This is a genomic window from Kangiella japonica (assembly GCF_039523535.1).
Lineage (GTDB): Bacteria > Pseudomonadota > Gammaproteobacteria > Enterobacterales > Kangiellaceae > Kangiella > Kangiella japonica.
Window position 1 is genome coordinate 433,170 of sequence record NZ_BAAAFM010000008.1, and the last position, 25,879, is coordinate 459,048.

The following is a 25,879-nucleotide window of genomic DNA, read 5'->3' on the forward strand; positions in this document are numbered from 1 at the left end:
GTATGACAAAAGGAAAGTTAGAAACAATCGCCGGGTACTCTTACCCAGCCTTCCATTAAGATTCTAGCGCTACGGCTCATAAATACTTTTTTGGCGATCCATTGGTCATTTTGTAGTTCAGTTTCTGCGCCAACTTTTAAGGTGCCCGATGGATGACCAAAAACAACGCTTTGACGTTCGCCACCACCTGCAGCTAAGTTCACCACCGTACCTGGAATGGTGGAAGCTGTTGCGATTGCTACGGCGGCTGTGCCCATCATGGCGTGGTGTAGCTTACCCATAGACAATGCGCGTACGTTGAGGTCGATATCGTTGGCGCTGATATTTTTACCGCTAGAAGATACGTAGTCTGCTGGCGGTGCGACGAAGGCGACTTTTGGCGTGTGCTGACGGTTTGCCGCTTCTTCGATATTTTCGATAAGCCCCATCTTTACTGCGCCATGCGCTCGAATCGTTTCGAACATTTCTAACGCTTCGTCGTCGTTATTAATAGCTTCCTGTAACTCGGTGCCGTTATAGGTTTTACCGTTAAAATTGATTTCGTCGGCATTCAAGAAAATCGTTGGAATACCCGCGGTAATCATGGTGGCTTTGAATGTGCCTATACCCGGCACTTCTAATTCATCTATCAGATTACCCGTTGGGAACATAGAACCTTCACCAGCTGGGTCTAGAAAATCGACCTGCACTTCTGCCGCTGGGAACGTCACACCATCAAGAATAAAGTCGCCGGTTTCTTGTACCTTCCCATTGGTGATCGGAACATGAGCAATAATCGTTTTCTCGATATTAGCCTGCCAGATTCGAACTTCGGCATGACCATTTTCAGGAATACGATCAGCATCGACGAGCCCGCTATTAATCGCGAAAGAGCCTACTGCCGCGGTTAAGTTACCGCAATTACCACTCCAATCGATAAAAGGCTTGTCGATAGAAACCTGACCGAATAAATAATTCACGTCATGATCAGCGATATCGCTTTTCGACAATATAACCGTTTTACTGGTACTCGACGTCGCGCCGCCCATGCCATCAGTATGTTTTCCGTAAGGATCTGGGCTTCCAACCACTCGCAATAACAGTGCATCACGTGCAGGGCCCGGAACTTGTGCTTCTTCTGGCAAATCCGTTAGGTTAAAGAAAACACCTTTACTGGTTCCACCACGCATATAAGTGGCTGGAATTTTTATTTGTGGTTCGTGCTTCATGCTAAATCCTAATATTGTTCAATCTAATCAAAAATTATCACTTTCAATAGCCCGTAAAAGGCTAAGGATGAAATCAACAGTGCGAATACAATGCGTATCACTCTTTGTTGGTTGCCTTTATTAAATACTGGTTTTAGCGTGCCGCCCAATACTAACCACAAAGTATCGACTAGTAATCCAACCAGCAAAATACAAGTACTGGCTATTAGTAGGACTGTTATAGAGTCGTTACTGACCAATAGTGGTTGCGATAATAGGGTCAGCATAGCTGCATAGGCTTTAGGGTTGATAATATTAAAGATAAACCCCGTTCTATAGCCAGGTACCTCTGATGCTCGCTGCTGAATAGTACTCGACACAGCTCCAATTTTATATGCTATATAAAGCAAATATAGGCAACTCAGTATTTGTAACGTAAAGGTAATTGCTGGGAACTGCTTGAGTAAAATAGAAAGCCCGAACAGAGTCGCGCATAGCACCACACTTAAACCTGAAATTATCCCAAGCAAAAAAGGCGCGCTTTTACGAAACCCAAAAGATGCGCCTGTTGCTGCTAAAGCTACAGGCACTGGCCCCGGAGAACCCAGCAGTAATGCCGAAGCTGCCGCTAATGTGGCGAGAGACTCCAGCATCACCTTACTTGCTTACACGAAGCAGACTGTTCAAAACTCTTAGCTCGCTGCCAAGAAGTCTTTTGCGAAACGCTGCAATACACCGCCTGCTTCATAGATATTTACTTCTTCAGCGGTATCTAAGCGACATGTCATTGGCACTTCGACTCGCTCACCGTCTTTGCGCTTGATGACTAAGGTCATGGTCGCACCTGGGGCGATATCGCCTTCAACATCATAAGTTTCTGTGCCGTCGATGTTTAGTGTTTTGCGGGTTGTGCCCTCTTTAAACTCAAGTGGTAAAACGCCCATACCGATTAGGTTCGTACGGTGAATACGCTCAAAACCTTCGGCAGCAATAACTTCAACACCCGCCAAACGAACGCCTTTAGCCGCCCAGTCACGCGATGAGCCTTGGCCATAGTCAGCACCTGCGACGATAATCAACGGCTGCTTACGTTCCATGTAGGTTTCAATGGTTTCCCACATACGCATTTCTTTGCCTTCTGGCTCAAGACGCGCTAACGAACCTTGTTTCACCGAACCATCTTCGTTACGAACCATTTCGTTCAGTAACTTAGGGTTAGCGAAAGTTGCACGCTGTGCCGTTAAGTGATCACCACGGTGCGTTGCGTAGGAGTTATAGTCTTCTTCTGGAACGCCCATCGAGTCTAAGTAAGCACCTGCAGCGCTCGACTTTTGAATCGCGTTTGATGGCGATAAGTGGTCAGTGGTAATGTTGTCGCCTAAGACGGCTAACGGACGCATATCCTTCATCGTACGCTCGCCAGCTAATGCGCCTTCCCAATAAGGAGGACGGCGGATATAGGTGCTCATTGGACGCCAGTCATATAGCGGGTCTGTCTTATCGCCCATATCAACTTTGACATTAAACATTGGCTCATAAACATCCCGGAATTGTTGTGGTTTTACTGACTCAGCAACAATCGCATCAATTTCTTCGTCCGTAGGCCAGATATCTTTAAGCGTTACTGGATTGCCGTCTGGGTCAGTACCTAGTACGCCTTTTTCAATATCAAAACGAATGGTACCGGCGATAGCATAAGCAACGACTAATGGCGGCGATGCTAAGAACGCTTGGTCAGCGTGTGGGTGAATACGGCCGTCGAAGTTACGGTTACCTGAAAGTACCGCTGTCGAGTAAAGGTCACGCTCTTCAATCTCTTGCTTAATTTTTGGGTCAAGCGCACCACTCATACCGTTACACGACGTACAGGCATAACCGACAACACCAAAACCTAACTTCTCCATTTCAGGCAGAAGGTTCGCTTCTTCTAGGTATGCAGTAACTGCTTTCGAGCCTGGAGCTAAAGAAGTTTTAACCCAAGGTTTACGCGTTAAGCCCAGCTTATTCGCGTTACGCGCAATAATACCGGCAGCAATCATGTTGCGCGGATTACTGGTATTGGTACAACTGGTAATTGCCGCAATAATACAAGCACCGTCCGGCATTTTGCCTTCTTCAATTTCGTAATCTTTAACAATACCTTTGGCGGCTAAGTCTGTAGTAGAAACACGCGCGTGAGGATTCGATGGCCCCGCTAAGTTACGAACGACTGAGGATAAATCGAACTTTAATACGCGTTCGTACTCTGCTTCGGTTAAAGCGTCAGCCCAAAGGCCGGTTTCTTTAGCATACTTTTCGACTAACTTTACTTGCTCGTCATCACGGCCGGTTAATGTTAAGTAGTCAATCGTCTGCTGATCGATATAGAACATGCCAGCAGTTGCGCCGTACTCTGGGGTCATGTTTGAAATTGTCGCGCGGTCGCCTAACGTCAAGTGCGAAGCTCCTTCGCCAAAGAATTCTAAGTACGCTGAAACTACACGTTCATTACGCAGGAACTCAGTAATCGCAAGCACGATATCCGTGCCCGTAATTCCTGGCTGTGGCTTACCCGTTAGCTCGACACCAACGATGTCTGGAAGACGCATGTAAGAGGCACGACCAAGCATAACGCTTTCAGCTTCAAGACCACCAACACCAACAGCGATAACGCCAAGCGCGTCTACCATTGGAGTGTGGCTATCGGTACCGACAAGCGTGTCTGGGAAAGCGACGCCATCTCTGGCTTCGATTACCGGCGACATACGCTCAAGGTTGATTTGGTGCATAATGCCGTTACCTGGTGGTACTACGTTGACGTTTTTAAACGCCGTTTTACACCAGTTGATAAAGTGGAAGCGGTCTTCGTTTCGACGCTCTTCAATCGCACGGTTCTTTTCGAAGGCATCTTTTTCAAAGCCCGCGTGTTCGACAGCAAGCGAGTGGTCAACGATTAATTGCGTTGGCACAACAGGGTTTACCTGAGCAGGATCACCACCGCCTTCGGCGATAGCATCACGCAAGCCCGCTAAGTCAACAAACGCAGTTTGACCTAAGATATCGTGACAAACGACTCGTGCTGGAAACCATGGAAAATCCAAATCACGCTTACGCTCGATGATCTGCTTTAAGCTATCAGTCAGCATTTCCGGATCACAGCGACGCACTAAATTTTCCGCCAGTACTTTTGAAGTGTACGGAAGTTTGTCATAGGCACCTGGCTGTATGTCTTCAACCGCTTGACGCGTATCGAAGTAATCTAAATCAGTACCTTCGAGTTTCTTTCTGTAATTTGTATTCATAATACCTTAGGTCTCTTAAAAATTTATTTGTAACGCTTCTCTTTAATAAATTTATCAAAGTGTTCCGAATCTATTTCTTCGTCGTATTCTTTTAAATATGCTTTTATTGAATTCTGCTCTTCGATGACAAGCTTGCCGTCTTCATCATAAGCATAGTTCATAGCATCCTTCTTTTTATACTTAAAGTGTGTAATTAATAGATATACGCCATGCTCGTCTTGGCCTATATCAAATGTCTCACTACTACTTTCTAGTGACTGTAACTTTATAGTACCGTCATTATTCTCTTCCGTGAAATACTCAAACTTAGGAGAAGCAACCGCCATAGAAAAACTGTAAAGTCTGAAATAATCTTCTGTTATTTCGTAAAGACTATCGTCTCTATGTTTTTGCAACTTGTCTGCCATGTCCTTCTCTTTACCGACTAATCCCTTAGATTGCTCCTTGCTTTTTTCCGTATCAATAGCCCAAACACCCAAATACCAGTCGTCTTGTGCAGAACTAACCATAGATACCACCATTAATATAATTCCAATACGATACTTCATCGTATATCCCTATTCCTTGATTGAAAGTTTACAAAAGATCCCGAATCTAGTTCAGGATGAAGGTCATGCTAGTCATTGCGTAGCCTTTAGGCTGAAGCAATCTCATAACCTTGCACACATCACTTCAAAAGATTGCGCCCAAGGGCATTTCCGTTGGGCACCGCGGTCGCAAGCGACCTTGCAATGACTTAGTTTGCTTTTCTATTAAAGTGAATTTTAGCGTTGCCATTCACCTCAATATCAAAGACTGGAAATATGGCGATGGAAACACTTAAACAATTTTTTAGCGCCACAAACCAGCCCCCTTAAACCTAAAATGAATTTTAGCGTTTAGAGCAAGGCTTGTGGTGAATTTATTGAGAGAGTTTACACTTAGTAAATGGCCAAAATAAATTCACCGCGTAACGCTGCTATTGGCGCTAAAAAGCATTTTAACGTTTGTCGATTCCAACGAACTCACGCGGCTCCGGCCCCGTGTAGTTAGCACTTGGACGAATAATCTTGCCGTCTACGCGCTGTTCCATAACGTGTGCTGACCAGCCTGCAATTCGTGACATTACGAAGATTGGCGTGAACATTGACGTTGGGATACCCATTTTGTTGTATGACACTGCTGAGAACCAGTCTAAGTTAGGGAACATTTTCTTTTCGTCCCACATCACTGTTTCTAGGCGCTCTGCAATGTTGTACAAGTTAGTATCACCTTGCTCAACCGATAATTCTTTAGCCACTTTCTTGATAACGTCATTACGAGGATCGCCCGTAGTGTAAACAGGGTGACCGAAACCAATTACGATTTCTTTGCGAGAGATACGCTCTTTGATATCAGCTTCCGCTTGATCTGGATTGTCATAACGCATTTGGATGTCTAACGCGACTTCGTTGGCACCACCGTGCTTAGGACCACGCAGTGCACCAATACCACCACAAATCGCTGAGTACATGTCTGAACCTGTACCTGTAATTACGCGGCTAGTGAAAGTCGATGCATTAAACTCATGCTCAGCATATAAGTTCAATGAAATTTGCATCGCACGAACCCATGAATCAGGGCATGGTTCGCCGTGTAATAAGTGTAAGAAGTGGCCTGCGATAGAGTCTTCATCAGTCTCAAGTTCAATCGCTACACCGTTGTGCGAGAAGTGATACCAGTAAAGAAGCATTGATGGGAAAGAGGCCATTAAACGATCGGCAATATCTTTTGCTTCGTTCATTGGCTGGCTTTCGCGCTCTGGTAAAACCGTACCTAGAATCGAACAACCCGTGCGCAAAACGTCCATCGGATGTGCGTTTGCAGGAATAAGTTCTAGTGCGTCTTGTACTAGCGCTGGTAAACCACGAAGTGCTTTTAATTTACGCTTGTAGTTTTTTAGCTCAGCAGCATTTGGTAATTTGCCGTGAATTAACAGGTGCGCAACCTCTTCAAACTCACAGTTTTCTGCTAAATCTAAAATATCATAACCACGGTAGTGTAAATCGTTTCCGCTACGACCCACAGTACATAGGGCAGTATTACCTGCTGGTACGCCTGATAGGGCTACCGACTTTTTTGGTTTTGGTAAAACTGACTCACTCATATTGTGTACTCCTGTTTTAAATTTAAATTCTGTTTCTATCTAGTCGTCACTGACTTAGCAAATTCATGTCATCCTGAGTTTAACTCAGGATCTTGAAACGGTTACTCCAGCTTAACAAAGATCCTGAATCTAGTTCAGGATGACAGATAAGATAGAGTTTTTGCATTCATCAATGACGTACTTAATACTTACTTTTCTTTTCCTTCGGCAAAAAGCTGATCCAGCTTCTGCTCATAATCATGGTAGCCAAGGTATTCATAAAGCTCTTCACGAGTCTGCATGATTTCTACCACATCACGCTGATGACCTTTTTCGAGAACGTCACGGTAGAAAGTCTCAGCGGCTTTGTTCATGGCACGGTATGCACCACAACAATATAAAACGATATCCACGCCCTGCTCGCCTAACTCTTCACACGAAAACAGTGGCGTTTGGCCAAACTCAGTAATGTTAGCCAATATTGGAGCGTTTACGTGCTCACGGAAGTACTTGTAGTCTTCCAGCTTACTCATCGCTTCTGGGAAAATCATGTCCGCGCCAGCTTCAAGACACGCGTTGGAGCGATCAATCGCCGACTGCATACCTTCGACACCAAGTGCGTCAGTTCGTGCCATAATCACGAAGTTTTCATCGGTACGCGCATCAACTGCCGCTTTAATACGATCAACCATTTCCTGCTGGCTGACGATTTCTTTGTTTGGACGATGACCACAACGCTTCGCCGCAACTTGATCTTCCATGTGGAAACCAGCCGCACCTGCTTTAATCAAAGAACGCGTAGTGCGCGCGATATTAAAAGCACCACCGAAACCAGTGTCGATATCAACCAATAGCGGCAAGCTACAAACGTCAGTGATACGACGAATATCGACTAATAAATCTTCAGCAGTAGAAATACCTAAATCCGGCATCCCTAACGAGTTAGCAGCCACACCGCCACCAGAAAGGTAAACCGCTTTATGACCTACTTGCTCAGCCATACGCGCCGCGTAAGCCGTAATCGTTCCCATGACCTGTAACGGATTATTTTCTTCAACCGCTTTTCTTAATTTTAAACCTGCACTCATAATTCTTTGCCTTATTAATTATTCCGTCATTGCGAGTCGCGACTAGGTGCGACGTGGCAATCTCAATCACATGAGCAAATAGAGATTGCTTCGGCCAAAGGCCTCGCAAAGATGTGTTGTAAATTTATGAAGCTAATTTCACTTTCCAAATTTGTGGCCCCGTCTTATGGACACTCTCGCCCGACGAGTCCACCGCAACCGTCACTGGCATATCTTCAACGTCAAACTCATACACCGCTTCCATACCCAGTTCAGGGAATGCGACAACTCGTGAGTTTTTAATCGCTTTAGAGACTAAATAAGCCGCGCCACCGGTAGCCATTAAGTAAACCGACTGATGCTTTTTAATCGCTTCAATCGCTTCGTCGCCACGCTCGGCTTTACCGATCATGCCTAATAAGCCTGTTCTATCGAGCATCATCTCGGTGAACTTGTCCATACGCGTTGCGGTTGTTGGGCCGGCTGGGCCTACGGCTTCGTCGCCAACGGCGTCTACTGGGCCAACGTAATAGATGAAACGGTTATTGAAATCTAGCCCTTCTGGCAAGCCTTCGCCAGAATCGAGCAAATCTTTAATTTTCTTATGCGCAGCGTCACGCCCTGTTAGGATTTTGCCGTTAAGCAATAACACATCGCCCGGCTTCCAGCTGGCAACTTCTTCAGGAGTAACGTTATCCATATCCACGCGCTTAGCGTCGGCTGAAGCTTCATACTCCATATCTGGCCAATCTTCGATTGACGGTGGCGCTAACATCGCAGGGCCTGTACCGTCTAACGTGAAGTGAATATGACGAGTCGCAGCACAGTTTGGAATCATGGCTACAGGCTTAGAAGCCGCGTGAGTCGGCCAGTCTTTGATTTTGACATCTAATACTGTGGTGACACCGCCAAGACCTTGTGCACCGATACCTAGCTTATTAACCGCTTCATAAATATCGATACGCAGTTCTTCAACTTTGTTGTTCGGACCACGCTTTAAAAGCTTCTGCATATCGATCGGATCCATTAAGGATTCTTTCGCTAGCACCATCGCTTTTTCAGCAGTACCGCCAACGCCGATACCCAGCATACCAGGCGGACACCAGCCAGCACCCATCTTTGGGACTGTTTCCACAACCCAGTCGACAATCGAGTCGCTTGGGTTAAGCATTACGAACTTAGATTTGTTCTCAGAACCACCGCCTTTAGCTGCACAGGTGACTTCGACTTTGTCGCCTTTAACCATTTCGACGTGTACCACAGCTGGCGTGTTGTCTTTCGAGTTAAGGCGTTTGCCCGCAGGATCCATCAATACTGAGGCTCGAAGCGGGTTTTCTTTATTGGTATAAGCGCGTCTTACGCCCTCGTCCACCATTTCTTGAATCGTCATGCCTCCTTCAAAGGTCGCGTCCATCCCCACTTTGACAAAAGCACAGGCAATACCTGTATCTTGGCAAACTGGACGATGGCCCATAGCTGACATGCGCGAATTCACAAGAATTTGCTTCATGGCATCTTTAGCAGCAGGACTTTCTTCTTTTTCATAAGCCGCAGACATGGCTTGGATGAAATCTTTAGGATGGTAATATGAAATGTACTGAAAAGCGTCAGCAACGCTTTCGATAAAATCTTCGGCTTTAATTATGCCCATGCAAGGTCTCTCCGAATCTTGGTTTGTCGAGCTTATGTGGGCTTCGCTATACAAGCTACACATAAACCTCTAAAATCGGTGCATCATTATACAGGCTGGATCAGGCGTTTCCCAAATTTTGGAGCTTAATAAGCGAACCAGCATCATTTTTAGACTATATTTTAATCGATTTGCATGAAAAAAGAGCAGCAACAAGACACTTTCGTCGAGTTACCCTATCTTGAGCCCGCTGGCGTGCGCGACTTATTTTCACACTTTGTGGATGAGCCGTGGGCGTTATTGTTGGATAGTGGCAAGACTCTACACCAAGCTTCGCAGTTCGATATTATTTTAGCTCGACCTAGAGCCACCTTCGCCTTCTCACATGATAAAAGCACCATTACTGGTGCCGATATCGATACCACAAACGAGCTATTTGAAGACTTAAAGCGTTTTTATGAGTTTGGTCTAAAGGATTACCAGCCTCTACCAAGCAAGATGCCAACCTTGCCTTTCCATGGCGGAATCGCTGGCTTTTGTAGTTATGACGTTGGGCGCTATGTGGAAAACTTACCCTCTATCGCCACAAACGATATAGGGCTTCCTGAGCTCGCTTTTGGCTTGTATGAATGGGCTTTTATTAGCGATCATAAAAATCATCAAAGTTACTTGGTTAAATTTTGTCGCTACTGCGACAGCTATTGGAAGGACATTGTTGCCGAGTTTGATTCGCTTTATGGCAATAGTGACAATCCTACTCCCGCCTCGTCCAAAAAAGGATTTAGTTTAAGCACGCCATGGCGAAGCAATATGGACAAAGACGCTTATATCGAACGCTTTCAGAAAGTACACGACTATATTCATGCGGGCGATTGTTATCAGGTTAATTTGGCTCAACGTTTTTCAGCCAATTTCGAGGGGCACCCTTGGAACGCCTACTTAAAACTAACCGAGCATAACCAAGCGCCTTTTTCGTCCTATATGAACTTGGAGCAGCAACAAATCTTGTCGTTATCACCGGAGCGTTTTATTCAAGTATTCCCGCAAGGTAGTGGCAAAAAGAAAAAGCTTAGAGTGATAACACAGCCGATCAAAGGCACTCGACCTAGAAGCCAAGACGAAGCTGAAGATAAACGCCTTTCTGATGAGCTACAACATAGCGAGAAAGATCGTGCTGAAAACTTAATGATCGTCGATCTACTGCGTAACGATATTGGTCGTAACGCCGAAATTGGCTCGGTCGAAGTGACCAAACTGTTTGAATTGCAGTCTTTTATTTCTGTGCATCACTTGGTCAGCACTATCGAAGCAAACCTTGCCGAAAGCAGCGATATCTTTACGCTGCTAAAACACTGCTTTCCAGGCGGCTCAATTACTGGCGCACCCAAAGTACGCGCGATGGAGATTATCGAAGAGCTTGAGCCACACCGACGTAGTATCTATTGTGGTTCCATGCTGTATTTAGACTTTAGGGGCTACTTGGATTCAAATATCGCTATACGCACACTGGTTACTGATAACGGTAAGATTCACGCTTGGGCTGGTGGCGGTTTAGTGGCTGATTCAGAGGCTCACAACGAGTACGAAGAAACATTGCATAAACTGAGCAAAATTTTACCCGTGTTAAGCGAAGAAGAATTGCAGTAAGCTAGTGGTAACCATAGTAGCAAAATAAAGTTGTACGATAAGATGATCACTCTCGAACACATACAACAAGCACTCAATGCCTCAGATGAAATTACTCCACGTGTAGCGGAGCTGCGCCCGAGTGCTGTGTTAGTACCATTGATTGAGAAAAAAGATGGGCTACACCTTCTGCTAACTCAGAGGTCTGAACATCTGCGCCATCATGCCGGTCAGATTAGTTTCCCAGGCGGAAGTATGGATAAAACGGATGATAGCTTAATCCATACCGCTTTACGCGAGACAGAAGAGGAAGTTGGGATTCTGCAAACTGAGATTGATGTAATGGGAAAACTTCCTTTACAACCCACGGGATCAGGTTTCCTTATTCAGCCAGTTGTTGGTAAGCTCCCCACCGATTTCGAGTTAGTCTTATGTGAAGACGAAGTTTCTTCGGCCTTTGAAGCACCTGTCGACTTTTTGTTTAATCCCGAAAACCAGATACATTCTTACCAAGAGTTTGGTGGAAAAAGCTATTCAATATACTCGATCCCGTATGAAGGATGGAATATTTGGGGAGCGACAGCCAATATCATCGTTAAGTTTTCAAAACTTATCAACAACTCACCTTATATTAATAAATTGTAGCCTACTTCGATCTCGATCCCTTCACTGAATATCCACTTCGCATTTGCTATAGTAGTTTTATTCGCAGAACGAGTTGAGGTGATTTTATGCCACATATTCTTATCACTGGTGGAACTGGTTTTATCGGCAGGAATTTAATTCCTCTGTTACAAGAAAAGTCCTATGAAATTACGGTGCTCACTCGTTCACCGGACAAATATAACGCCTTCCCTGTTTTTAATAATGTCACATTAACCAGCTCTTTATCCGAAGTTGAGCCCGTCGATATAGTGATCAACTTAGCTGGTGCAAACCTTTCAGCAAAGCGTTGGAGCGATAGTTATAAACAGGAAATCGTCGAGAGCAGACTTAACTTAACCGAGAACTTAATTGCATGGCTTCAAGGACAATCTCACAAACCACACACTTTTATCAGTGGCTCCGCCATTGGTTTTTATGGTGCTCGAGGCAATGAAATACTGAATGAAGACTCTACCTCTGGCAGTGCATCTGAATTTCAGGTAAGGCTTTGTACGCGCTGGGAGGATGCGGCATATCGTGCTGAGTCTCTAGGAATACGAGTTTGTTGCATACGAACTGGCGTGGTACTCGGCGATGAAGGCGCCTTACAGAAAATGTTACCACCTTTTAAGCTTGGTCTGGGCGGCAAGTTAGGCTCCGGAAATCAGTACTTTTCGTGGATTCATATTGATGATCACGTCAAAGCTGTAATTCATCTTATCGAAAACTCAAGCTTATCTGGAGCTTTTAACCTCACTGCACCGCACCCGGTTACAAATGAGCGACTCACAAAGGTCATGGGCAAAGCCCTAAAGCGCCCTACATTCGCCACTATGCCTGCGTTTGCCTTAAAAATCATTGTCGGAGAGATGGCGACAATGTTGTTGACTGGACAACGAGTTCACCCCAAAAAACTTGAAGAATCAGGCTTCACCTTCGAGTATCCCACGATAGATGAAGCCTTAGATGACTTGATATAACTTGTGTTGCTTTACTGAGCTTGTTTAGCTTCTTGTACGAGTTGTTTTACATCCTCACGGAGCTTTCTAGCATCATAGATAATGCCATCTTTTATGGTATATTTTACGCCACCCACATACTCGGCTTTATTGTCTAGGCCTAAACGATAGTGACCGTTTCCATACAGGACCTTAAAGTTGGCGATAGGATTCTCTTCGACAATTACCAAGTCAGCTAATTTGCCAGCCTGGATAGTCCCTATTTTATCTTCTAAGCCTAACGCTTCCGCGCCTTTGATCGTTGCAGACTGCACGACCTCTAAAGGATGGAACCCTGCTTCTTGCAATAGTTCAAGCTCACGAATAAAGCCAAAGCCAAAGATTTTATAGATATAGCCAGCATCCGAGCCAGTCGTCACTCGACCGCCATGATTTTTGTAATCATTTAAGAAGCTCATCCAGATCCTGTAATTGTTTTTCCAATCGACTTCATTCTGCGTGGTCCAATCGAAGAAGTAGGAACCGTGAGACTCTCTATTGGGCTCAAAAAAAGCTTTTAACTTTGAATGTGTGAAGTCTTTATGCCATGGAGCATTACGGGCTCGCATCACATCACGACTTGCTTCATAAATGGTCAACGTAGGATTCAGTGTAAAATCAAGCTCGATAAGCTCATCACGAACGGCGTTCCATTTGTCAGAGCCTTTTTCAGCTGCTTGTTGCCACAAGCGACCGGCCTCCGTGAAACGGTGTGATTCGTTATTGTAGTTATATTTTATGGGGTAGTCCTGAATCACTTTATCTTCAAACAAAGCTTCCGGTAAGCCATACCAGTGCTCCATAGAAGTTAATCCAAGCCGGGCGGAGTCGAGAGCATTAGTATCAACCACGTTAAGCTGAGCGTGATGCATCATGGTGCCTAAACCCTGCTTGTTCGCTTCGTCTAAGGCCGCCTCCATCATAGGGCGTGGTAAGCCAAAAAATTTAATGCCTTTAGCGCCCTTATCCGCAACATGTCGTACCCAGCGGCGTGTTTCTTTTGGTGTCGTAATTTCTTTATCCCAATCCATGTTAAAGCCGACATAAGGCACAATTCTTGGTGCAACGATTTCGTTTTTCTCACTTAACCTCTGATGCTTCAACGTCCAGTCCAAACCGTTAAAGCTTCCTGGCTCGCGCACCGTCGTAATACCATGGCCTAACCATAACTTAAACGGATATTCAGCCGGCAAACCATCGACACTACCTGCAATATGGCCGTGCATATCGACAAAACCAGGCAAAATATAGTGACCAGAAACATCTAGCTCTTTATCGCCCTCTTTCGCTTTAGGCCGACGCGATTCGTTGATAGGTACGCCCGGAGCGCCAACAGAGCGAACAGAGACGATCTTGTTACCTTCAATAATAATATCAACGGGCCCATATGGTGGCGCACCCTTACCATCGATTACCGTAGCACCACGCAAGATTAAGCGGTTATACGGGCCTTCCCCTTCAGAACTTAGTGGAGCATCCAGTGTTCGAGCAGATAAAGTAACGCAAGAAATACAGAAAAGTATAAATAAAAGATAACGAATCATTGCTATGTCCCCAAAATCAATTAAGCACAAGATGCACTATGCAAAGCAATTAATCAAGACGTGATGGTACTTCAGATAATTTAATCTAGGACTAGAAACATTAGTTTAGGTGATAGAAATGGACTGCCAGTAGAGCCTTAACCAAAATCCGAAATACTTAAACCAAACTCGTTTAAAGACTCTTGATCCAGCTTCAGTCCAGTCAAAGGCGGAATCACTAAAGTTGAAATGGACGTTAAATCCATAGCGGGTAAATCTTTAAGCTTAAACTTATCGATGCGCGGATTGTGGATAGGAATAAATGGAGCTTCATATAAGATCATTTCATGCTCCAATGGGTACCATTTATTCAAAACCCGAACTGTTGCACCAAGGTTTTTCTGAGTGGTCTTGAAGGTCTTAAGAGTATGCTCCCCAGCTAAACCGATCTGCCATAAAATGGTATAGGCCGAAGTATTAAGCGGTACACCGCTTAATAGAAATTGAGTCGCTTCATAAGCTTGGCAGCCTGTAGTACCAGGATCTATGCCAAGATCGGCAAATAAACAAGCATCGGCAGAGACGCCTGGGAGCATCTGGGCTTGATATCCCTCATTCCTGAGGGTTTCGATAGCAAAGTGACCAACACAAGCAAAGATCCCGGGATGGCCATAGAGCGCCAACACCACTTTCTTACCGTCACGCACCGCCTGACAAACCACATTCTTCATTTCTTGGTAGGTTTGTCGTCGAGACTTCCCTTCTTCATAGAGGTACTGCAAACTCGTATAAGAAGGGTTTAATGATTTAACCCAGTCTTCCGATAGTTTATCTGGCAAAATACCAAAAACAGTTTCCGCCTGCACTAGGTAGTCTTTCGACAAGGTTGTGATTTGTCCAGCTAAAGTGATGCCTGTACCTATACAGGTTAAAGAGCCGCTAGAGGGTGTTGTTTTCATAAGGGTGCTAACTTAATAGATTTGGATTTGGTTTCTGCCGTTTCTTTTAGCTTTATACATCGCATTATCAGCTTCTATTATCAGTTCTTCTAAGGACTCGCCATTAGTTTTGGCCGCCACCCCGAAGCTAGCAGTTATTTCGAAATCACTGGGTAATTTTGCATGTTCAATGTCTTTAAAGCCTTCAACGCAGCGCTCAATAAACTTCTTCGCATCAGCGCTGTTACATTGAGGCAGGATAACGATAAACTCCTCGCCACCAAGACGCCCAAACACATCGACTGCCCGGGTCCTCTCTTTCACGCACTGGCTTACTTTAGTTAGGACCCAATCGCCCATTGCATGGCCATACTTATCATTAACGGTTTTAAAATAATCTAAATCAAAAATAATGACACAATAATGACTATTTTTTATCAGGCTTTCATGGTGGACTTCATGGGCTAGTTTTAGCGCATAGCGACGGTTTAAAGTATTAGTCAGAGCATCTATTTGAGACAACTTTTGGTATCGTTCTTTTTGCTTCTTGACGCGCCACAACCACAAACTAATACCAGAAAGTATGATTAATACTATGACTGAAAGTAATTGGAAGTTTCTCTTCGATTGTTCCTCAACTTGACGAGTTAGCTCTAGCAGTCTGTTTTTTTGATCGAGTATTTGTATTTGAGCATTTTGATCTAAATGTGCGTACTTAACTTTTTGATAGGCTAGGTTTTTACTGGCCTGTAAAGCCAGCATTTTATCTTGAATTTGTGCAAGTTTCGATAAAGCATCATAAGCAGCAATATGGTTTTCATTCAGCTTATGATATTTAGCCAACAATGCGGTGGCTTCCTTTCTATTCATGCCAGACTCTTGTAAAGACGGTTCTTGTAACACCTCATCAATATTGGCTTTGGCTTTTCCAAGCTCCCCTGTCTGCAAATAAATTTTTGCCAAACCAAGCTTCATTTGAAGTATTTCAGGTAAGTAGCCACTTCGAGCAGATATTTTCAATGCGGTATTGTAGGCCAACTCAGACTGTTCTAGCTGTCCCTGATTGAAGTAATTTAAGCCCAGGTTTTTGTAAAGGTATGCATCCACCACCGAAAGGTTTAATCCTTTGCAAAAGTCTATGGCATCTTTCAGTCGGTCTTCATGGTTATGCTGGCTATTTTGAAACAAGAAAATATTTGCAATTAATGCTTTCGCGTAACACTGATCAGGGTTGTCATTAATTGCTACTGCAATATCCCTTGCTTTTAATACATACTCTAATGCCTCGTCATAGGCTTCGAGTTCTACAAAAATATTTGCCGCGGCGTAGTAAGAGTTGAACTGCAACGCTTCATCACTAATTTGGGGCACTATTGATAAAGCTTCGAACAAATTATTAAAGGCTTCATGATATTTATTCAAGCTCATAAAAACCTGGGACAATAGGGAGTACGCAGCTAACCTTGAATCCTCGGATACATCAGGTAACTGTAGTAATAATTCTAGTGGCCTTTTTGCTTTCTGGTTCTCTGATTTCAGTATGTAGAAATATGATTCTTGAATATAGAATTGAGCTCTCTGCTCATTACTTACAAACTCATCCATTCGTTCATGTAAGTCCTGAATCAACTGAAATGCTTTATTAGAATCGTAAGTGTTGCTTTCCCTAAGCTGAGCTAAGTCCTCTTCTACATCTGCTTTTGCTGTACCAAAGGCAGTGCATAGAACCAAAAAGAATACTAAGACTTTCACTAAGACTTACAGGTTGTGCTCTTTTACATTATGAACTACCACAGCGTACTCTCCTCCACCAGTTAGCTCCTTTACTTTTGCCGTATCATTATTTTGTACAGCGCTGATCTCCTCATCATTCAAACCAGCTGCTTTCATAGTTGCAACAGGCTCAGCTTTGTAGTCTTCCATTAACTTTGCGTTCGTGCCTAACTCAGTTAAAAACTTGTTTAAAGTTGACATTTTAGTCCCCAATTTGGTTATTTATTATTTCCACAAAGACAAATAGTACAGAATTTAGGCAATTATACCACTGTTTTTTATATCAAAAGGATATGAAAACGGTATAAAAATAGGGGGGGATTCGAGTTTAGAAGTAAATAAAGGAAAAACTCTCTGTATTCTTTTCTTGCAGTCCATTGCTTTTACCGGATAAATAGTAAATAAAACCTAGCTAAGTTGCTCAATCCTTTTCTGAGTTATTAGTCACGCCACTAGGCACATGACCACTAGCGACATGCCCCTTTGCACGGTCAATATGGCCTTCTTGATCGTCGAAGAAGACGTCAGCTCCGAATGCTTTGAGAAATTTAGTTTTGTCCATACCACCAAGGAATAAGGCTTCGTCAATACGGATGTCCCAGTAGCGGAGCGTTCGAATAACGCGCTCGTGGGCTGGCGCTGAACGGGCAGTAACTAATGCAGTACGGATTGGGCAGTTATCTTGGGTATATTCTTTTTGGAGTTTATGGAGCGCTTGTAAGAAGTTTTTAAAAGGCCCGCCTTCTAATGGTGTTTGTGCCGATTGTTTTTCGGAACGAGTAAACTCTTCAAGGCCATCTTGTTGGAATATCCGCTCTGCCTCATCTGAAAATAAAACAGCGTCACCATCAAAAGCAAATTTGATAATCTCACTATCGTTACTCGCCTGTGTCGGTGAAACAATCGTTGCAGCGGCAATGCCTGCATTGATGGCTTGCAAGACATCTTTAGGATTAGTCGATAAAAACAGGTGTGCACCAAACGCTTCGGCATATAAATAGGGGCTGTTTCCTGAGGTAAAAGCGGCTCGGGTTATTTGAAGTTGGTGATTTTCTATTGAGTTAAAGACACGCAATCCTGTGTCGGCGCTATTACGCGATAAAAGAATGACCTCAACTCTTGGTGTGTCTTTTTTGCTTTCGTTCAACGATAAGAGCTTTTTAACGAGACCAAAAGCTGCGCCTGGCTTCAGTAACTCATCTTCATGATCAATTTGATATTGCGCATAACTAGCCACCCCACTTTCCATATATATGCGGTGGCTTTCAGCTAAATCAAACAGTGCAGTGGATGAGATCGCTATAACTAGCGTGTCGTTGAATTCTATTGGCATAGGTTATATTTTTACCACTCTTCGCAATCTTCCTCAAACTCACAGTCATCCTCAATTGGAGGACGGCCATCATAAATCAAGAATTCACGGCGTTGTAAATAGGCGTCACGAACTAGTAAGTATTCGTCTAAAGCTTCTTCAAGCTGGGCTTCTAAGGGTAGAAGTTCCGCCCGGGTATCAATCAACCATAAGGCACGCAACGCCCATTCGGTTTGACTATCGTTAAGTGAGTCGTATGGACTATAAATACCGAAAGAATCTACCGCAAAGCCGATACCATCGCGTGGATTAGATGGGCCTATAAAAGGTAACATTAAGTATGGGCCAGATTCGAAGCCCCAAACAGCCAGTGTTTGACCAAAATCCTCTTCTTGTTGTTTGATGCCCATTTCGGTTGCAGGATCTAATAAACCCGCTAAACCAATGGTGCTATTGATCAAAAAGCGACCTGAGCTTTTACCCGCGTCACCGAACTTACCTTGAAACAGTGAGTTAACAATGTTTGAAATTTCACCTAAATTTGAAAAGAAGTTAGAAACCCCCTTCTCTACAGGGTCGGGTGTTACATATTGATACCCTTCTGCCACTGGTTTTAATAAAATTTTGTCCATCGCACGGTTAAACTCCCAAACGGCCCTATTATGCTCTTCATAAGGATCTTTAGGGTTGTCACCTGTTGTGGCACAAGCTGAGAGTAAAAATGTGAATAATATTGCAAAGGTAAGGTTATTTTTCATCCCGTATCAACCTAATGTACTTTCTAAGCGCTAATGATAAAGCACAGGCCCTGATATGACCAGTGTTAAACGATTGCTATGTGGGGTTTAATTATGCAGTTCCTAGGATTATGTCACGCTCTAACAAACTGGTAAGAATTTGTTGCCCACCATTCAGTATTTGTTCAGGCTGTGGGAACTGAGTTTCTTCTATTAACTGCTCTAAGGCTACTCTACCAGCGATTTGTCGGCCCTCTTGCAAATGCTCGATAAAAATATCGAGCAAGCGATAGGTCATGGAGTTAGCCTCCATAAAGTCGAGCTCATGCTTACGGTTACGGCTTATAAGCAAAAATGTCGGTGTCGCTGGTGGTTCCTGTGGGTTATAGCTTTGGCCAATTCGGTGTACCGGATATTCATAGACCAAACTGTGTGCTAACGGCGACACCACTACCGGTTCGTTCATCAGATCACCGTTTCTATCGTGGGGAATGCCTAAAATATCCACTTTGGCAGAAACCGTTTCAACCTCCATCCACTCCCAGTGAGCAAGCTCTAACATAAAGGGTAAATCATCAGCCTCAGGAGCTCGGTGCTCGGAAAGATAGCTCAAAAACTCTTTAGCAATCTCCACAAAGTATGGGGACTCAGCACGATAATCTGTAAAGAAACCACGCACCATACGATGCCACTTCTCGTCAGAAGTCAAAGAATGGAGTATTGGAAAGCCGTTGCTACAAAAGCCCTCAATATTGTTATAGAAAAGGTCTTGATAGACTTTCATACGTCTCGCTTCGATGCCTTCAGGAGACTTGAATTTCGCTGGATTACGCAAGCTCTTAGAGAACTCAAATTGAACTTGTTGGAATTTTGGTAATTCTTTATTCATAGCTTTGCCTAATCAAGCTATAGCCGGCTGAGCGGCAGAATTATCGCTGTATTTCTCTTGTAATGCTTTAATTTTATCCACTTCAGATAATAACTGTGGCATTGCTGGAATATTGAAATCTCGCTCTAATAGCGTAGGAAAAACTCCAAAATGTTGATAGGCGACCTCTAAAAGCGACCAAACATCATCTTTAACGTCCGCTCCATGCGTATCCACTTTAAGATCATCAGCTTCATCATAATGCCCAGCAATATGCGAATAGGCCACGCGTTCTTTGGGTAGCTCTAGTAAGAATTCTTTCGGATCGTAGCGATGATTGATGCTATTGACGTAGATGTTATTGATATCGAGCAAAATGTCGCAGTCAGCTTCGGCGACTACCGCTTTAAAAAATTCGATTTCAGACATTTCTTGGCCTGGCGCCGCATAATAAGAAACGTTTTCCATCGCCAAGCGTTGCCCTATGATGTCTTGTACTTGTTTTATCCGATCGGAAACATAATGCACAGCTTCCTCCGTGAACGGAATAGGCATTAAGTCGTACATTTGACCATCATCGCTACAGTAGCTTAGATGCTCGCTGTAACAGCGGATATTGTATTTCTTAATAAAAGCCGCTACGTCTTTAATAAACGATAGATCTAAGGGGCTGGGACTGCCTATTGATAAAGATAAACCATGAATGACAAAAGGAAACCGCTCAGCATATTGTTCAAACACTTGCTCTAAGTGACCACCGAAAGGAAGCCAATTTTCTGGAGCTACTTCCATAAAGTCGACATTAGAATTATCGAGGGCTTCAAACTCACGCATGAAGTCTCTTCTCAAACCTAGTCCGGCACCGGTTACTGGATACAAATGATCACCTTTATAACGTTTATGGGTGAGACGTATGTAGCATGGGGCTACTCTACAGTAAAAAGCTTAGCTTATAAGGGCTCTAATTAACCCACTTATAAACCAAGCTCTTTATGCTAAGACCATAGCAATGACTGCTATGGATTAGGTTACAAAGTCTGCTTGAAGGTGTTACTTCAGCAAATGGAGCATAGCAATTAAGCTACGCCACACTTACCTTCGCCACATTTACCTTCTTTGGCTTTGTCGGCTTTATCTTCGCCACACTTGCCTTCGCCACATTTACCTTCTTTAGCTTTTTTAGCGTGATCTTCACCACACTTGCCTTCACCACATTTACCTTCTTTGGCTTTTTTAGCGTGATCTTCACCACACTTGCCTTCGCCACATTTACCTTCTTTGGCTTTTTTAGCGTGATCTTCACCGCACTTGCCTTCGCCACACTTACCTTCTTTGGCTTTGTCGGCTTTATCTTCACCACACTTACCTTCACCGCATTTGCCTTCACCGGCTTCGAATTTGGCAAGATCATAACCAGCTTGAAGGTCATTCAGTGCAAATGGGTTATCGCTAGCAGTAGCTGTACCCATAGCCGCAGATGCTGCGATTGATGCGCCTACGATTACCGCTAACTTTTTCTTGTCTTTACTTAACATAGATCTTACTCCTAAGTTGATAGTGATTATTTATGTTCTTCAAAATTTAGATTCAACATATCTGATTTTGTTACAGATTTTCGGTATTTCGTCTGTATTTTGTTATTTTTGCAGTATCAATGTGCAAAAATCAACATCTACATCACTATTCCACGCGCTCCGTGATTTCTATGTGAAAGGTTTCGCTAGGTGTTAAAGAAGACAGTAGTTCAGTTTTTCCGAACTTATCACCAGTTTCTGGTTGCGCTAAACCACTTTGCGAAAGACGTACTTCAACATACACATTTTCACTGGCCCAGAGGTCAACACCAGGTAACATGACATTGTCAGGGGAAAGTTTTAACGGTTCATCAAGCTTTGCGATGTCTATAGACTTAACAGCTACAGGTGGGCCACCCTCTGCACGGCGGACTAATACAAAGGCCTTTTTATAGCGCGTCAATAACAGCTGATCGATGTTATCGACCACCACTTTAATGTGATTTAAAGATTCCATTTTAAGCTTGCGCTCGGCCAGCTCAATCTGCTCTTTGATGACTTTATAAGACTCACTGCCCGGTTCCCTCTGCTTCAGTAAATTACTCCAGTAATAAACCGCCGACTGGTAGTCCCTTTGCTTAAAGTTGTTGATACCTTGAAGTAGTAACGCACCTTCGTGTTTAGGGTTATTAATGAGCACCAGTTTGATGTGCTTTTCTGCATACTCAAGCGCTTCTTCGGTACCCAATTCCATAAAGGTTTGTGCAAATTCAAGGCGACTTTCAGCGCCGGGTTTAGCTGAAACAGCGCGTGTAAAGGCTTGATCAGCGCGCGCAATCTCACCGAAGCGTAAGAAAATAGTTCCTAACTCACGCCATTTCTCGAAATTATTAGGCTCAAGCTCGTTACGCAGGCGCAATTCTGAAAGTAACTGCTCCATCGTAATCTCTCTTTGATCTGCTTTATCCGCTAACTGACGTAAAGTTAAGTCTTTTAATTGTTGATGCATGCTAGCAGTTTGTTGTAATTCCTTATGCGCCCCCTCGAAGAAATAAATACCAAGGGTGCCTAGTGATGAAACTAATAGCATTGCGATAAAAACAAAAACTTTTCGCTTTCCAGTAAATACCTGACCAAAAAGCCAAGATGCCCACACTAAAACCAATAATAAAAGCGCCAACCAAACTAGCATTGTTAGAGTTCCTCTGTGTCGTCACTACTGTCAGGCGCCACTTTTCGACGACCGACACGGGCTAACACAGCTATTAAAATGATAATGAATACAAAGATAGGAGCAAACCAAAGAAAGTAATTCGATGGTTTTACTGGTGGATCGTAAAGTACGAAATCGCCATATCGTTGTTGCATATAAGCTAAAATATCTCGCTTTTCTTCCCCTGCGCTGACCTTTTGGTAAACAATATAGCGTAAATCTTCAGACAAACCCGCATTCGACTCTGCAATAGTTTGGTTTTGACATTTAGGACATCGCAACTCATGGATAATCTCGGTATAGAGCTGCTCTTGAGCCACCGTTTCAAACTCATAGGTTTCTATCACTGCCATGACTTGAAACGAAATAGCTAACATTAGAGCTGCAAAGAAATGTTTCATAACTGATTCCTACTCTGTACTCTCAATGGGTTTAAGCGTCTTGCCAAGAACATGTTCAATCACTGGCAAGATCTTTTTGTGCCATGAACGGTCATCAATCACACCCACATAACGGAATCGAACGGTGCCGTTCTCATCGATAATATATGTCTCAGGCGCACCATATACACCTAAATCGATAGCAAACTGGCCGTCACTGTCAGAAATGACCATAGTGTATGGGTTACCCTTTTCTTCAATGAACTTTAAGCCATCAATGACTTTCTCTTTATAGTTGACACCAACAATGGGTACTGAATATTGCTTAGAGTATTTCATTAAATAGGGGTGTTCGATATGGCACGGCCCACACCAAGATCCCCAAACATTTAGCAAGAATAGCTCTTTAGGTAAGTCCTTTTCGGTATAGACCACTTCTGGATTTTGTAGCGAAGGTAACCTAAACTCAGGAACAGGCTTATCAATTAAGTTTGAATTGAGCTTTTGTGGATCGTTGTCTAATGCAAACCAGAAAAAGACTACTAGGCCAATAAAGGTAATAATCGGCGCAACTGCCAACACTATCTTCTTATTCACTATCCGCTCCTGATAAGTAACTATTCGCAGTATTTTTGTCTGCGCCATTTTTCTTGGCGTTTTTACGCTCTCGCCTGCGCTGACGATAGCGTTTATCCGATACAGCCAATAAGCCGCCAAGCGCCATCACAAGTGCACCAAGCCAAATCCAGCGTACGAACGCCTTATAATGAACACTGACTGCCCACGCCCCGTCATCCAGAGGTTCACCCATCACAACATAGATATCACGGAATAAACCTGCGTTGATGTCAGCTTCGGTCATAACCATGCTAGATGCGTGATATTTGCGCTTTTCTGGGTGTAAGTCAGCTACTAACTTCCCATCCATATAAATTCGGAAACTTCCAGCAGAAGATATATAATTTGGGCCTTCGAGATTATTAAAGTCATAAAACTCAACATTTAAATCTTCAACCTGAACCGTTTCGCCTTGATGGATTTTGATATTCTTCTCAACGCTATAGTATGACGTCAAGACCACCCCTAACACCGTAATCGCTACACCAAGATGCGCTACTATCATGCCCCAATAACTCAGGCTTATTTTCTTTAAGCCACTGGAGAAGGAGTCGCTTTTCGAGGTTTGTCCAAGAATATATTTAGCGCTGCCAGCAGCAACCCAAAGGCCTAAAGTGGTTCCAACAAAAGCCATGGGGTCTACTTCACCCATCAGCAAGACAATTGCAAAACCAAGCAAGATACTGCCTAGCGCCCAAATCCAATATTTCGTCAATAACGGCTTGATCGGCTCCTGTTTCCAGTTAATTTGTTGCCCTATTGGCATCAAAATTAAAATTGGAATCATGAAGATCGCAAACATTAAATTAAAGTACGGAGGGCCCACCGAAGATTTGCCACCGGTAAAGGCTTCTTGAATTAGCGGGTGCAAAGTTCCTAGTAACACCATAAAGGTCACAACTGCTAATAACGCATTATTGAACAGCAAAGCCGCTTCTCGCGAAAAAATACCGAAGTTAGATTTGGAGCGAATCTTGCTTGATTGAATCGCGAAAATTAACAGAGAAGCCCCCACCACAATACCTAGGAACACTAAAATAAATTTGCCTCGAACAGGGTCGTTAGCAAACGAGTGAACCGAGGTTAGAACACCTGAGCGCACTAAGAAAGTACCTAATAAGCTTAAGGAGAAGGTTAAAATTGCTAATAACACGGTCCATGATTTGAATACACCACGCTTTTCTGTAGCCGCTAACGAGTGGATCAATGCCGTACCTGCTAACCACGGCATGAAAGAAGCGTTTTCTACTGGGTCCCAGAACCACCAGCCGCCCCAGCCGAGTTCGTAGTATGCCCACCAGCTACCTAACGCAATACCCAACGACAAGAATATCCACGCCACCGTCGTCCATGGGCGACTCCAGCGAGCCCATTTATTGTCTAACTCACCTTCTAACAAACCCGCAATGGCGAATGCAAAAACAACGGCAAAACCCACATAGCCCATATACAGCATTGGCGGATGTACAATTAATCCAAAGTCTTGTAACAGTGGGTTCAGATCTGCGCCATCAATCGGAATAAAGGGTAATACACGCTCAAATGGATTTGAAGTGAACAATGTAAAGGCGATAAAGCCAACGGCAATAAAGCCCATTACACCTAAAACCCTTGAAACTAAAGGCTTAGGTAATGCTTTACTGAATACAGCAACAGCTGCCATCCAACCGGCTAAAATCAATACCCACAGTAGTAGCGAGCCTTCGTGAGCGCCCCACACTGCTGAAATACGATAGTAAATCGGAAGCTGGGAGTTTGAGTGGTTAGCGACATAAGCTACCGAGAAATCATTGTTGATAAAAGAAACGGTCAGGCAAATGAAACTGGCTAATATCAATAAGAAGATACTAATTGCGGAACGCTTCGTAAAACGCATAAGCCCTTGATGCTCATAGTGCGCACCAACAAAGGACAAAACACCTAAAAATATGGCGTTAATAAACGCCATGATTAATAAAAAATTTCCAAGCTCAGGAATCAAGAGACTCACCTAATATTCAGTGGATTTAGACTGGACTGGATGACCATATTTTTCCAAAGACTGTTCGACTTCGGGTGGCATATATTTTTCATCATGTTTAGCCAATACTTTGGTCGCTTTAAACTCGGTTTTACTCACCAGTTTTCCTTCCGCGATAACGCCCTGACCTTCTTTAAACAAATCTGGCAAGATACCTTCGTAGCGGATATCAAGCGTGTTTTGATTGTCGGTCACGGTAAAAACAACCTCAAGCCCATCGTCGGCTCTTTTAACCGAGTTATAAGCTACAAGCCCACCCACTCGAATGGTTCTATCCATCGGAGCTTTGCCTTGGCTAACTTCTGTTGGTGGATAGAAGTGGTTAATGTTTGAACTCAGCGCATATAAAATCAATGCGACCGCGCCCGAGATCAACACCAAGCCACCAATAATGGCGATTAACTTATTACGACGATGTGTTTTCATGGTCTTATCATATACTCAA

At 43.7% G+C, this 25,879-nt stretch carries 24 protein-coding genes; 3 read left to right on the forward strand and 21 right to left on the reverse strand.

The window, feature by feature from the left end:
• Positions 1-17: 17 nt before the first annotated feature.
• The 7 genes from prpF to ABD128_RS11115 form a co-directional block, all read right to left on the reverse strand.
• Positions 18-1,208, reverse strand: a complete 1,191-nt coding sequence (gene prpF / locus ABD128_RS11085) for a 2-methylaconitate cis-trans isomerase PrpF (RefSeq protein WP_343990301.1) — start codon at positions 1,206-1,208, stop codon at positions 18-20.
• A 23-nt stretch (positions 1,209-1,231) separates the two neighbouring features.
• Positions 1,232-1,840 carry a LysE family translocator gene (locus ABD128_RS11090; RefSeq protein ID WP_343990506.1) on the reverse strand — a complete coding sequence of 203 codons (609 nt, stop codon included), beginning with the start codon at positions 1,838-1,840 and terminating at the stop codon, positions 1,232-1,234.
• 39 nt (positions 1,841-1,879) lie between these two features.
• Entirely contained in the window at positions 1,880-4,468 is a 2,589-nt protein-coding gene (gene acnD, locus ABD128_RS11095) for a Fe/S-dependent 2-methylisocitrate dehydratase AcnD (protein ID WP_343990303.1), read from the reverse strand.
• Between the two features lie 23 nt (positions 4,469-4,491).
• Positions 4,492-4,977: a hypothetical protein gene (locus ABD128_RS11100; RefSeq protein ID WP_343990306.1), complete on the reverse strand. Its 486-nt coding sequence runs from the start codon at positions 4,975-4,977 to the stop codon at positions 4,492-4,494.
• Between the two features lie 470 nt (positions 4,978-5,447).
• Positions 5,448-6,593 carry a bifunctional 2-methylcitrate synthase/citrate synthase gene (gene prpC / locus ABD128_RS11105; RefSeq protein ID WP_343990309.1) on the reverse strand — a complete coding sequence of 382 codons (1,146 nt, stop codon included), beginning with the start codon at positions 6,591-6,593 and terminating at the stop codon, positions 5,448-5,450.
• A 188-nt stretch (positions 6,594-6,781) separates the two neighbouring features.
• On the reverse strand, positions 6,782-7,660 hold the full coding sequence (gene prpB / locus ABD128_RS11110) for a methylisocitrate lyase (protein ID WP_343990312.1): 879 nt from the start codon (positions 7,658-7,660) through the stop codon (positions 6,782-6,784).
• A 124-nt stretch (positions 7,661-7,784) separates the two neighbouring features.
• Positions 7,785-9,290: a fumarate hydratase gene (locus ABD128_RS11115; protein WP_343990315.1), complete on the reverse strand. Its 1,506-nt coding sequence runs from the start codon at positions 9,288-9,290 to the stop codon at positions 7,785-7,787.
• Positions 9,291-9,464: 174 nt separating this feature from the next.
• Here ABD128_RS11115 and pabB point away from each other — a divergent pair, with 174 nt between their 5' ends.
• The 3 genes from pabB (at position 9,465) to ABD128_RS11130 (ending at position 12,520) form a co-directional block, all read left to right on the forward strand.
• Positions 9,465-10,916, forward strand: coding sequence for an aminodeoxychorismate synthase component I (pabB, locus tag ABD128_RS11120; RefSeq protein WP_343990318.1), 1,452 nt, complete (start codon positions 9,465-9,467; stop codon positions 10,914-10,916).
• Between the two features lie 42 nt (positions 10,917-10,958).
• Positions 10,959-11,540 carry a CoA pyrophosphatase gene (locus tag ABD128_RS11125; protein WP_343990321.1) on the forward strand — a complete coding sequence of 194 codons (582 nt, stop codon included), beginning with the start codon at positions 10,959-10,961 and terminating at the stop codon, positions 11,538-11,540.
• A gap of 86 nt (positions 11,541-11,626) precedes the next feature.
• On the forward strand, positions 11,627-12,520 hold the full coding sequence (locus ABD128_RS11130; RefSeq protein WP_343990324.1) for a TIGR01777 family oxidoreductase: 894 nt from the start codon (positions 11,627-11,629) through the stop codon (positions 12,518-12,520).
• Positions 12,521-12,531: 11 nt separating this feature from the next.
• Here ABD128_RS11130 and ABD128_RS11135 read toward each other — a convergent pair whose 3' ends face one another.
• The 14 genes from ABD128_RS11135 to ccmE all read right to left on the reverse strand — a co-directional run bounded on the left by ABD128_RS11135 (position 12,532) and on the right by ccmE (position 25,860).
• Entirely contained in the window at positions 12,532-14,082 is a 1,551-nt protein-coding gene (locus ABD128_RS11135) for an amidohydrolase family protein (RefSeq protein ID WP_343990327.1), read from the reverse strand.
• A gap of 137 nt (positions 14,083-14,219) precedes the next feature.
• Entirely contained in the window at positions 14,220-15,020 is an 801-nt protein-coding gene (locus tag ABD128_RS11140) for an SAM-dependent methyltransferase (RefSeq protein ID WP_343990330.1), read from the reverse strand.
• 12 nt (positions 15,021-15,032) lie between these two features.
• Positions 15,033-16,751 (reverse strand): tetratricopeptide repeat-containing diguanylate cyclase, encoded by a 1,719-nt coding sequence (locus ABD128_RS11145; RefSeq protein ID WP_343990333.1) that lies wholly within the window; start codon positions 16,749-16,751, stop codon positions 15,033-15,035.
• Between the two features lie 6 nt (positions 16,752-16,757).
• Entirely contained in the window at positions 16,758-16,973 is a 216-nt protein-coding gene (locus tag ABD128_RS11150; protein WP_343990336.1) for a hypothetical protein, read from the reverse strand.
• 220 nt (positions 16,974-17,193) lie between these two features.
• On the reverse strand, positions 17,194-18,105 hold the full coding sequence (locus ABD128_RS11155; RefSeq protein WP_343990339.1) for a 5'-nucleotidase: 912 nt from the start codon (positions 18,103-18,105) through the stop codon (positions 17,194-17,196).
• Positions 18,106-18,116: 11 nt separating this feature from the next.
• Positions 18,117-18,842, reverse strand: coding sequence for an MlaA family lipoprotein (locus ABD128_RS11160; RefSeq protein WP_343990342.1), 726 nt, complete (start codon positions 18,840-18,842; stop codon positions 18,117-18,119).
• 91 nt (positions 18,843-18,933) lie between these two features.
• Entirely contained in the window at positions 18,934-19,710 is a 777-nt protein-coding gene (locus ABD128_RS11165) for an HvfC family RiPP maturation protein (protein ID WP_343990345.1), read from the reverse strand.
• Positions 19,711-19,722: 12 nt separating this feature from the next.
• Complete coding sequence (locus ABD128_RS11170) at positions 19,723-20,568, reverse strand: HvfB family MNIO-type RiPP peptide maturase (protein ID WP_343990348.1); 846 nt, start codon at positions 20,566-20,568, stop codon at positions 19,723-19,725.
• 197 nt (positions 20,569-20,765) lie between these two features.
• Positions 20,766-21,224, reverse strand: a complete 459-nt coding sequence (locus tag ABD128_RS11175; protein WP_343990351.1) for an HvfA family oxazolone/thioamide-modified RiPP metallophore — start codon at positions 21,222-21,224, stop codon at positions 20,766-20,768.
• Positions 21,225-21,369: 145 nt separating this feature from the next.
• Positions 21,370-22,395, reverse strand: a complete 1,026-nt coding sequence (locus tag ABD128_RS11180; RefSeq protein ID WP_343990354.1) for a tetratricopeptide repeat protein — start codon at positions 22,393-22,395, stop codon at positions 21,370-21,372.
• Positions 22,396-22,397: 2 nt separating this feature from the next.
• Complete coding sequence (locus tag ABD128_RS11185; protein ID WP_343990357.1) at positions 22,398-22,817, reverse strand: cytochrome c-type biogenesis protein; 420 nt, start codon at positions 22,815-22,817, stop codon at positions 22,398-22,400.
• 9 nt (positions 22,818-22,826) lie between these two features.
• Positions 22,827-23,393: a DsbE family thiol:disulfide interchange protein gene (locus ABD128_RS11190; RefSeq protein ID WP_343990361.1), complete on the reverse strand. Its 567-nt coding sequence runs from the start codon at positions 23,391-23,393 to the stop codon at positions 22,827-22,829.
• Positions 23,386-25,395, reverse strand: coding sequence for a heme lyase CcmF/NrfE family subunit (locus ABD128_RS11195; protein WP_343990364.1), 2,010 nt, complete (start codon positions 25,393-25,395; stop codon positions 23,386-23,388). The genes ABD128_RS11190 and ABD128_RS11195 overlap by 8 nt, the downstream gene beginning before the upstream one ends.
• Before the next feature lie 9 nt (positions 25,396-25,404).
• Complete coding sequence (gene ccmE, locus ABD128_RS11200) at positions 25,405-25,860, reverse strand: cytochrome c maturation protein CcmE (protein WP_343990367.1); 456 nt, start codon at positions 25,858-25,860, stop codon at positions 25,405-25,407.
• Between the last annotated feature and the right edge of the window lie 19 nt (positions 25,861-25,879).

Bases quoted from the DNA above. Each gene is read 5' to 3' on its own strand.
- pabB (WP_343990318.1), top strand. From the start codon at position 9,465: ATGAAAAAAGAGCAGCAACAAGACACTTTCGTCGAGTTACCCTATCTT.
- ABD128_RS11165 (WP_343990345.1), bottom strand. From the start codon at position 19,710: ATGAATAAAGAATTACCAAAATTCCAACAAGTTCAATTTGAGTTCTCT.
- prpB (WP_343990312.1), bottom strand. From the start codon at position 7,660: ATGAGTGCAGGTTTAAAATTAAGAAAAGCGGTTGAAGAAAATAATCCG.
- ABD128_RS11175 (WP_343990351.1), bottom strand. From the start codon at position 21,224: ATGTTAAGTAAAGACAAGAAAAAGTTAGCGGTAATCGTAGGCGCATCA.
- ABD128_RS11140 (WP_343990330.1), bottom strand. From the start codon at position 15,020: ATGAAAACAACACCCTCTAGCGGCTCTTTAACCTGTATAGGTACAGGC.
- ABD128_RS11185 (WP_343990357.1), bottom strand. From the start codon at position 22,817: ATGAAACATTTCTTTGCAGCTCTAATGTTAGCTATTTCGTTTCAAGTC.
- ccmE (WP_343990367.1), bottom strand. From the start codon at position 25,860: ATGAAAACACATCGTCGTAATAAGTTAATCGCCATTATTGGTGGCTTG.
- ABD128_RS11135 (WP_343990327.1), bottom strand. From the start codon at position 14,082: ATGATTCGTTATCTTTTATTTATACTTTTCTGTATTTCTTGCGTTACT.
- ABD128_RS11150 (WP_343990336.1), bottom strand. From the start codon at position 16,973: ATGTCAACTTTAAACAAGTTTTTAACTGAGTTAGGCACGAACGCAAAG.
- prpC (WP_343990309.1), bottom strand. From the start codon at position 6,593: ATGAGTGAGTCAGTTTTACCAAAACCAAAAAAGTCGGTAGCCCTATCA.
- ABD128_RS11125 (WP_343990321.1), top strand. From the start codon at position 10,959: ATGATCACTCTCGAACACATACAACAAGCACTCAATGCCTCAGATGAA.
- ABD128_RS11180 (WP_343990354.1), bottom strand. From the start codon at position 22,395: ATGCTAGTTTGGTTGGCGCTTTTATTATTGGTTTTAGTGTGGGCATCT.
- ABD128_RS11100 (WP_343990306.1), bottom strand. From the start codon at position 4,977: ATGGTTAGTTCTGCACAAGACGACTGGTATTTGGGTGTTTGGGCTATT.
- acnD (WP_343990303.1), bottom strand. From the start codon at position 4,468: ATGAATACAAATTACAGAAAGAAACTCGAAGGTACTGATTTAGATTAC.
- ABD128_RS11130 (WP_343990324.1), top strand. From the start codon at position 11,627: ATGCCACATATTCTTATCACTGGTGGAACTGGTTTTATCGGCAGGAAT.
- ABD128_RS11160 (WP_343990342.1), bottom strand. From the start codon at position 18,842: ATGAAAAATAACCTTACCTTTGCAATATTATTCACATTTTTACTCTCA.
- ABD128_RS11090 (WP_343990506.1), bottom strand. From the start codon at position 1,840: ATGCTGGAGTCTCTCGCCACATTAGCGGCAGCTTCGGCATTACTGCTG.
- ABD128_RS11155 (WP_343990339.1), bottom strand. From the start codon at position 18,105: ATGCCAATAGAATTCAACGACACGCTAGTTATAGCGATCTCATCCACT.
- ABD128_RS11115 (WP_343990315.1), bottom strand. From the start codon at position 9,290: ATGGGCATAATTAAAGCCGAAGATTTTATCGAAAGCGTTGCTGACGCT.
- prpF (WP_343990301.1), bottom strand. From the start codon at position 1,208: ATGAAGCACGAACCACAAATAAAAATTCCAGCCACTTATATGCGTGGT.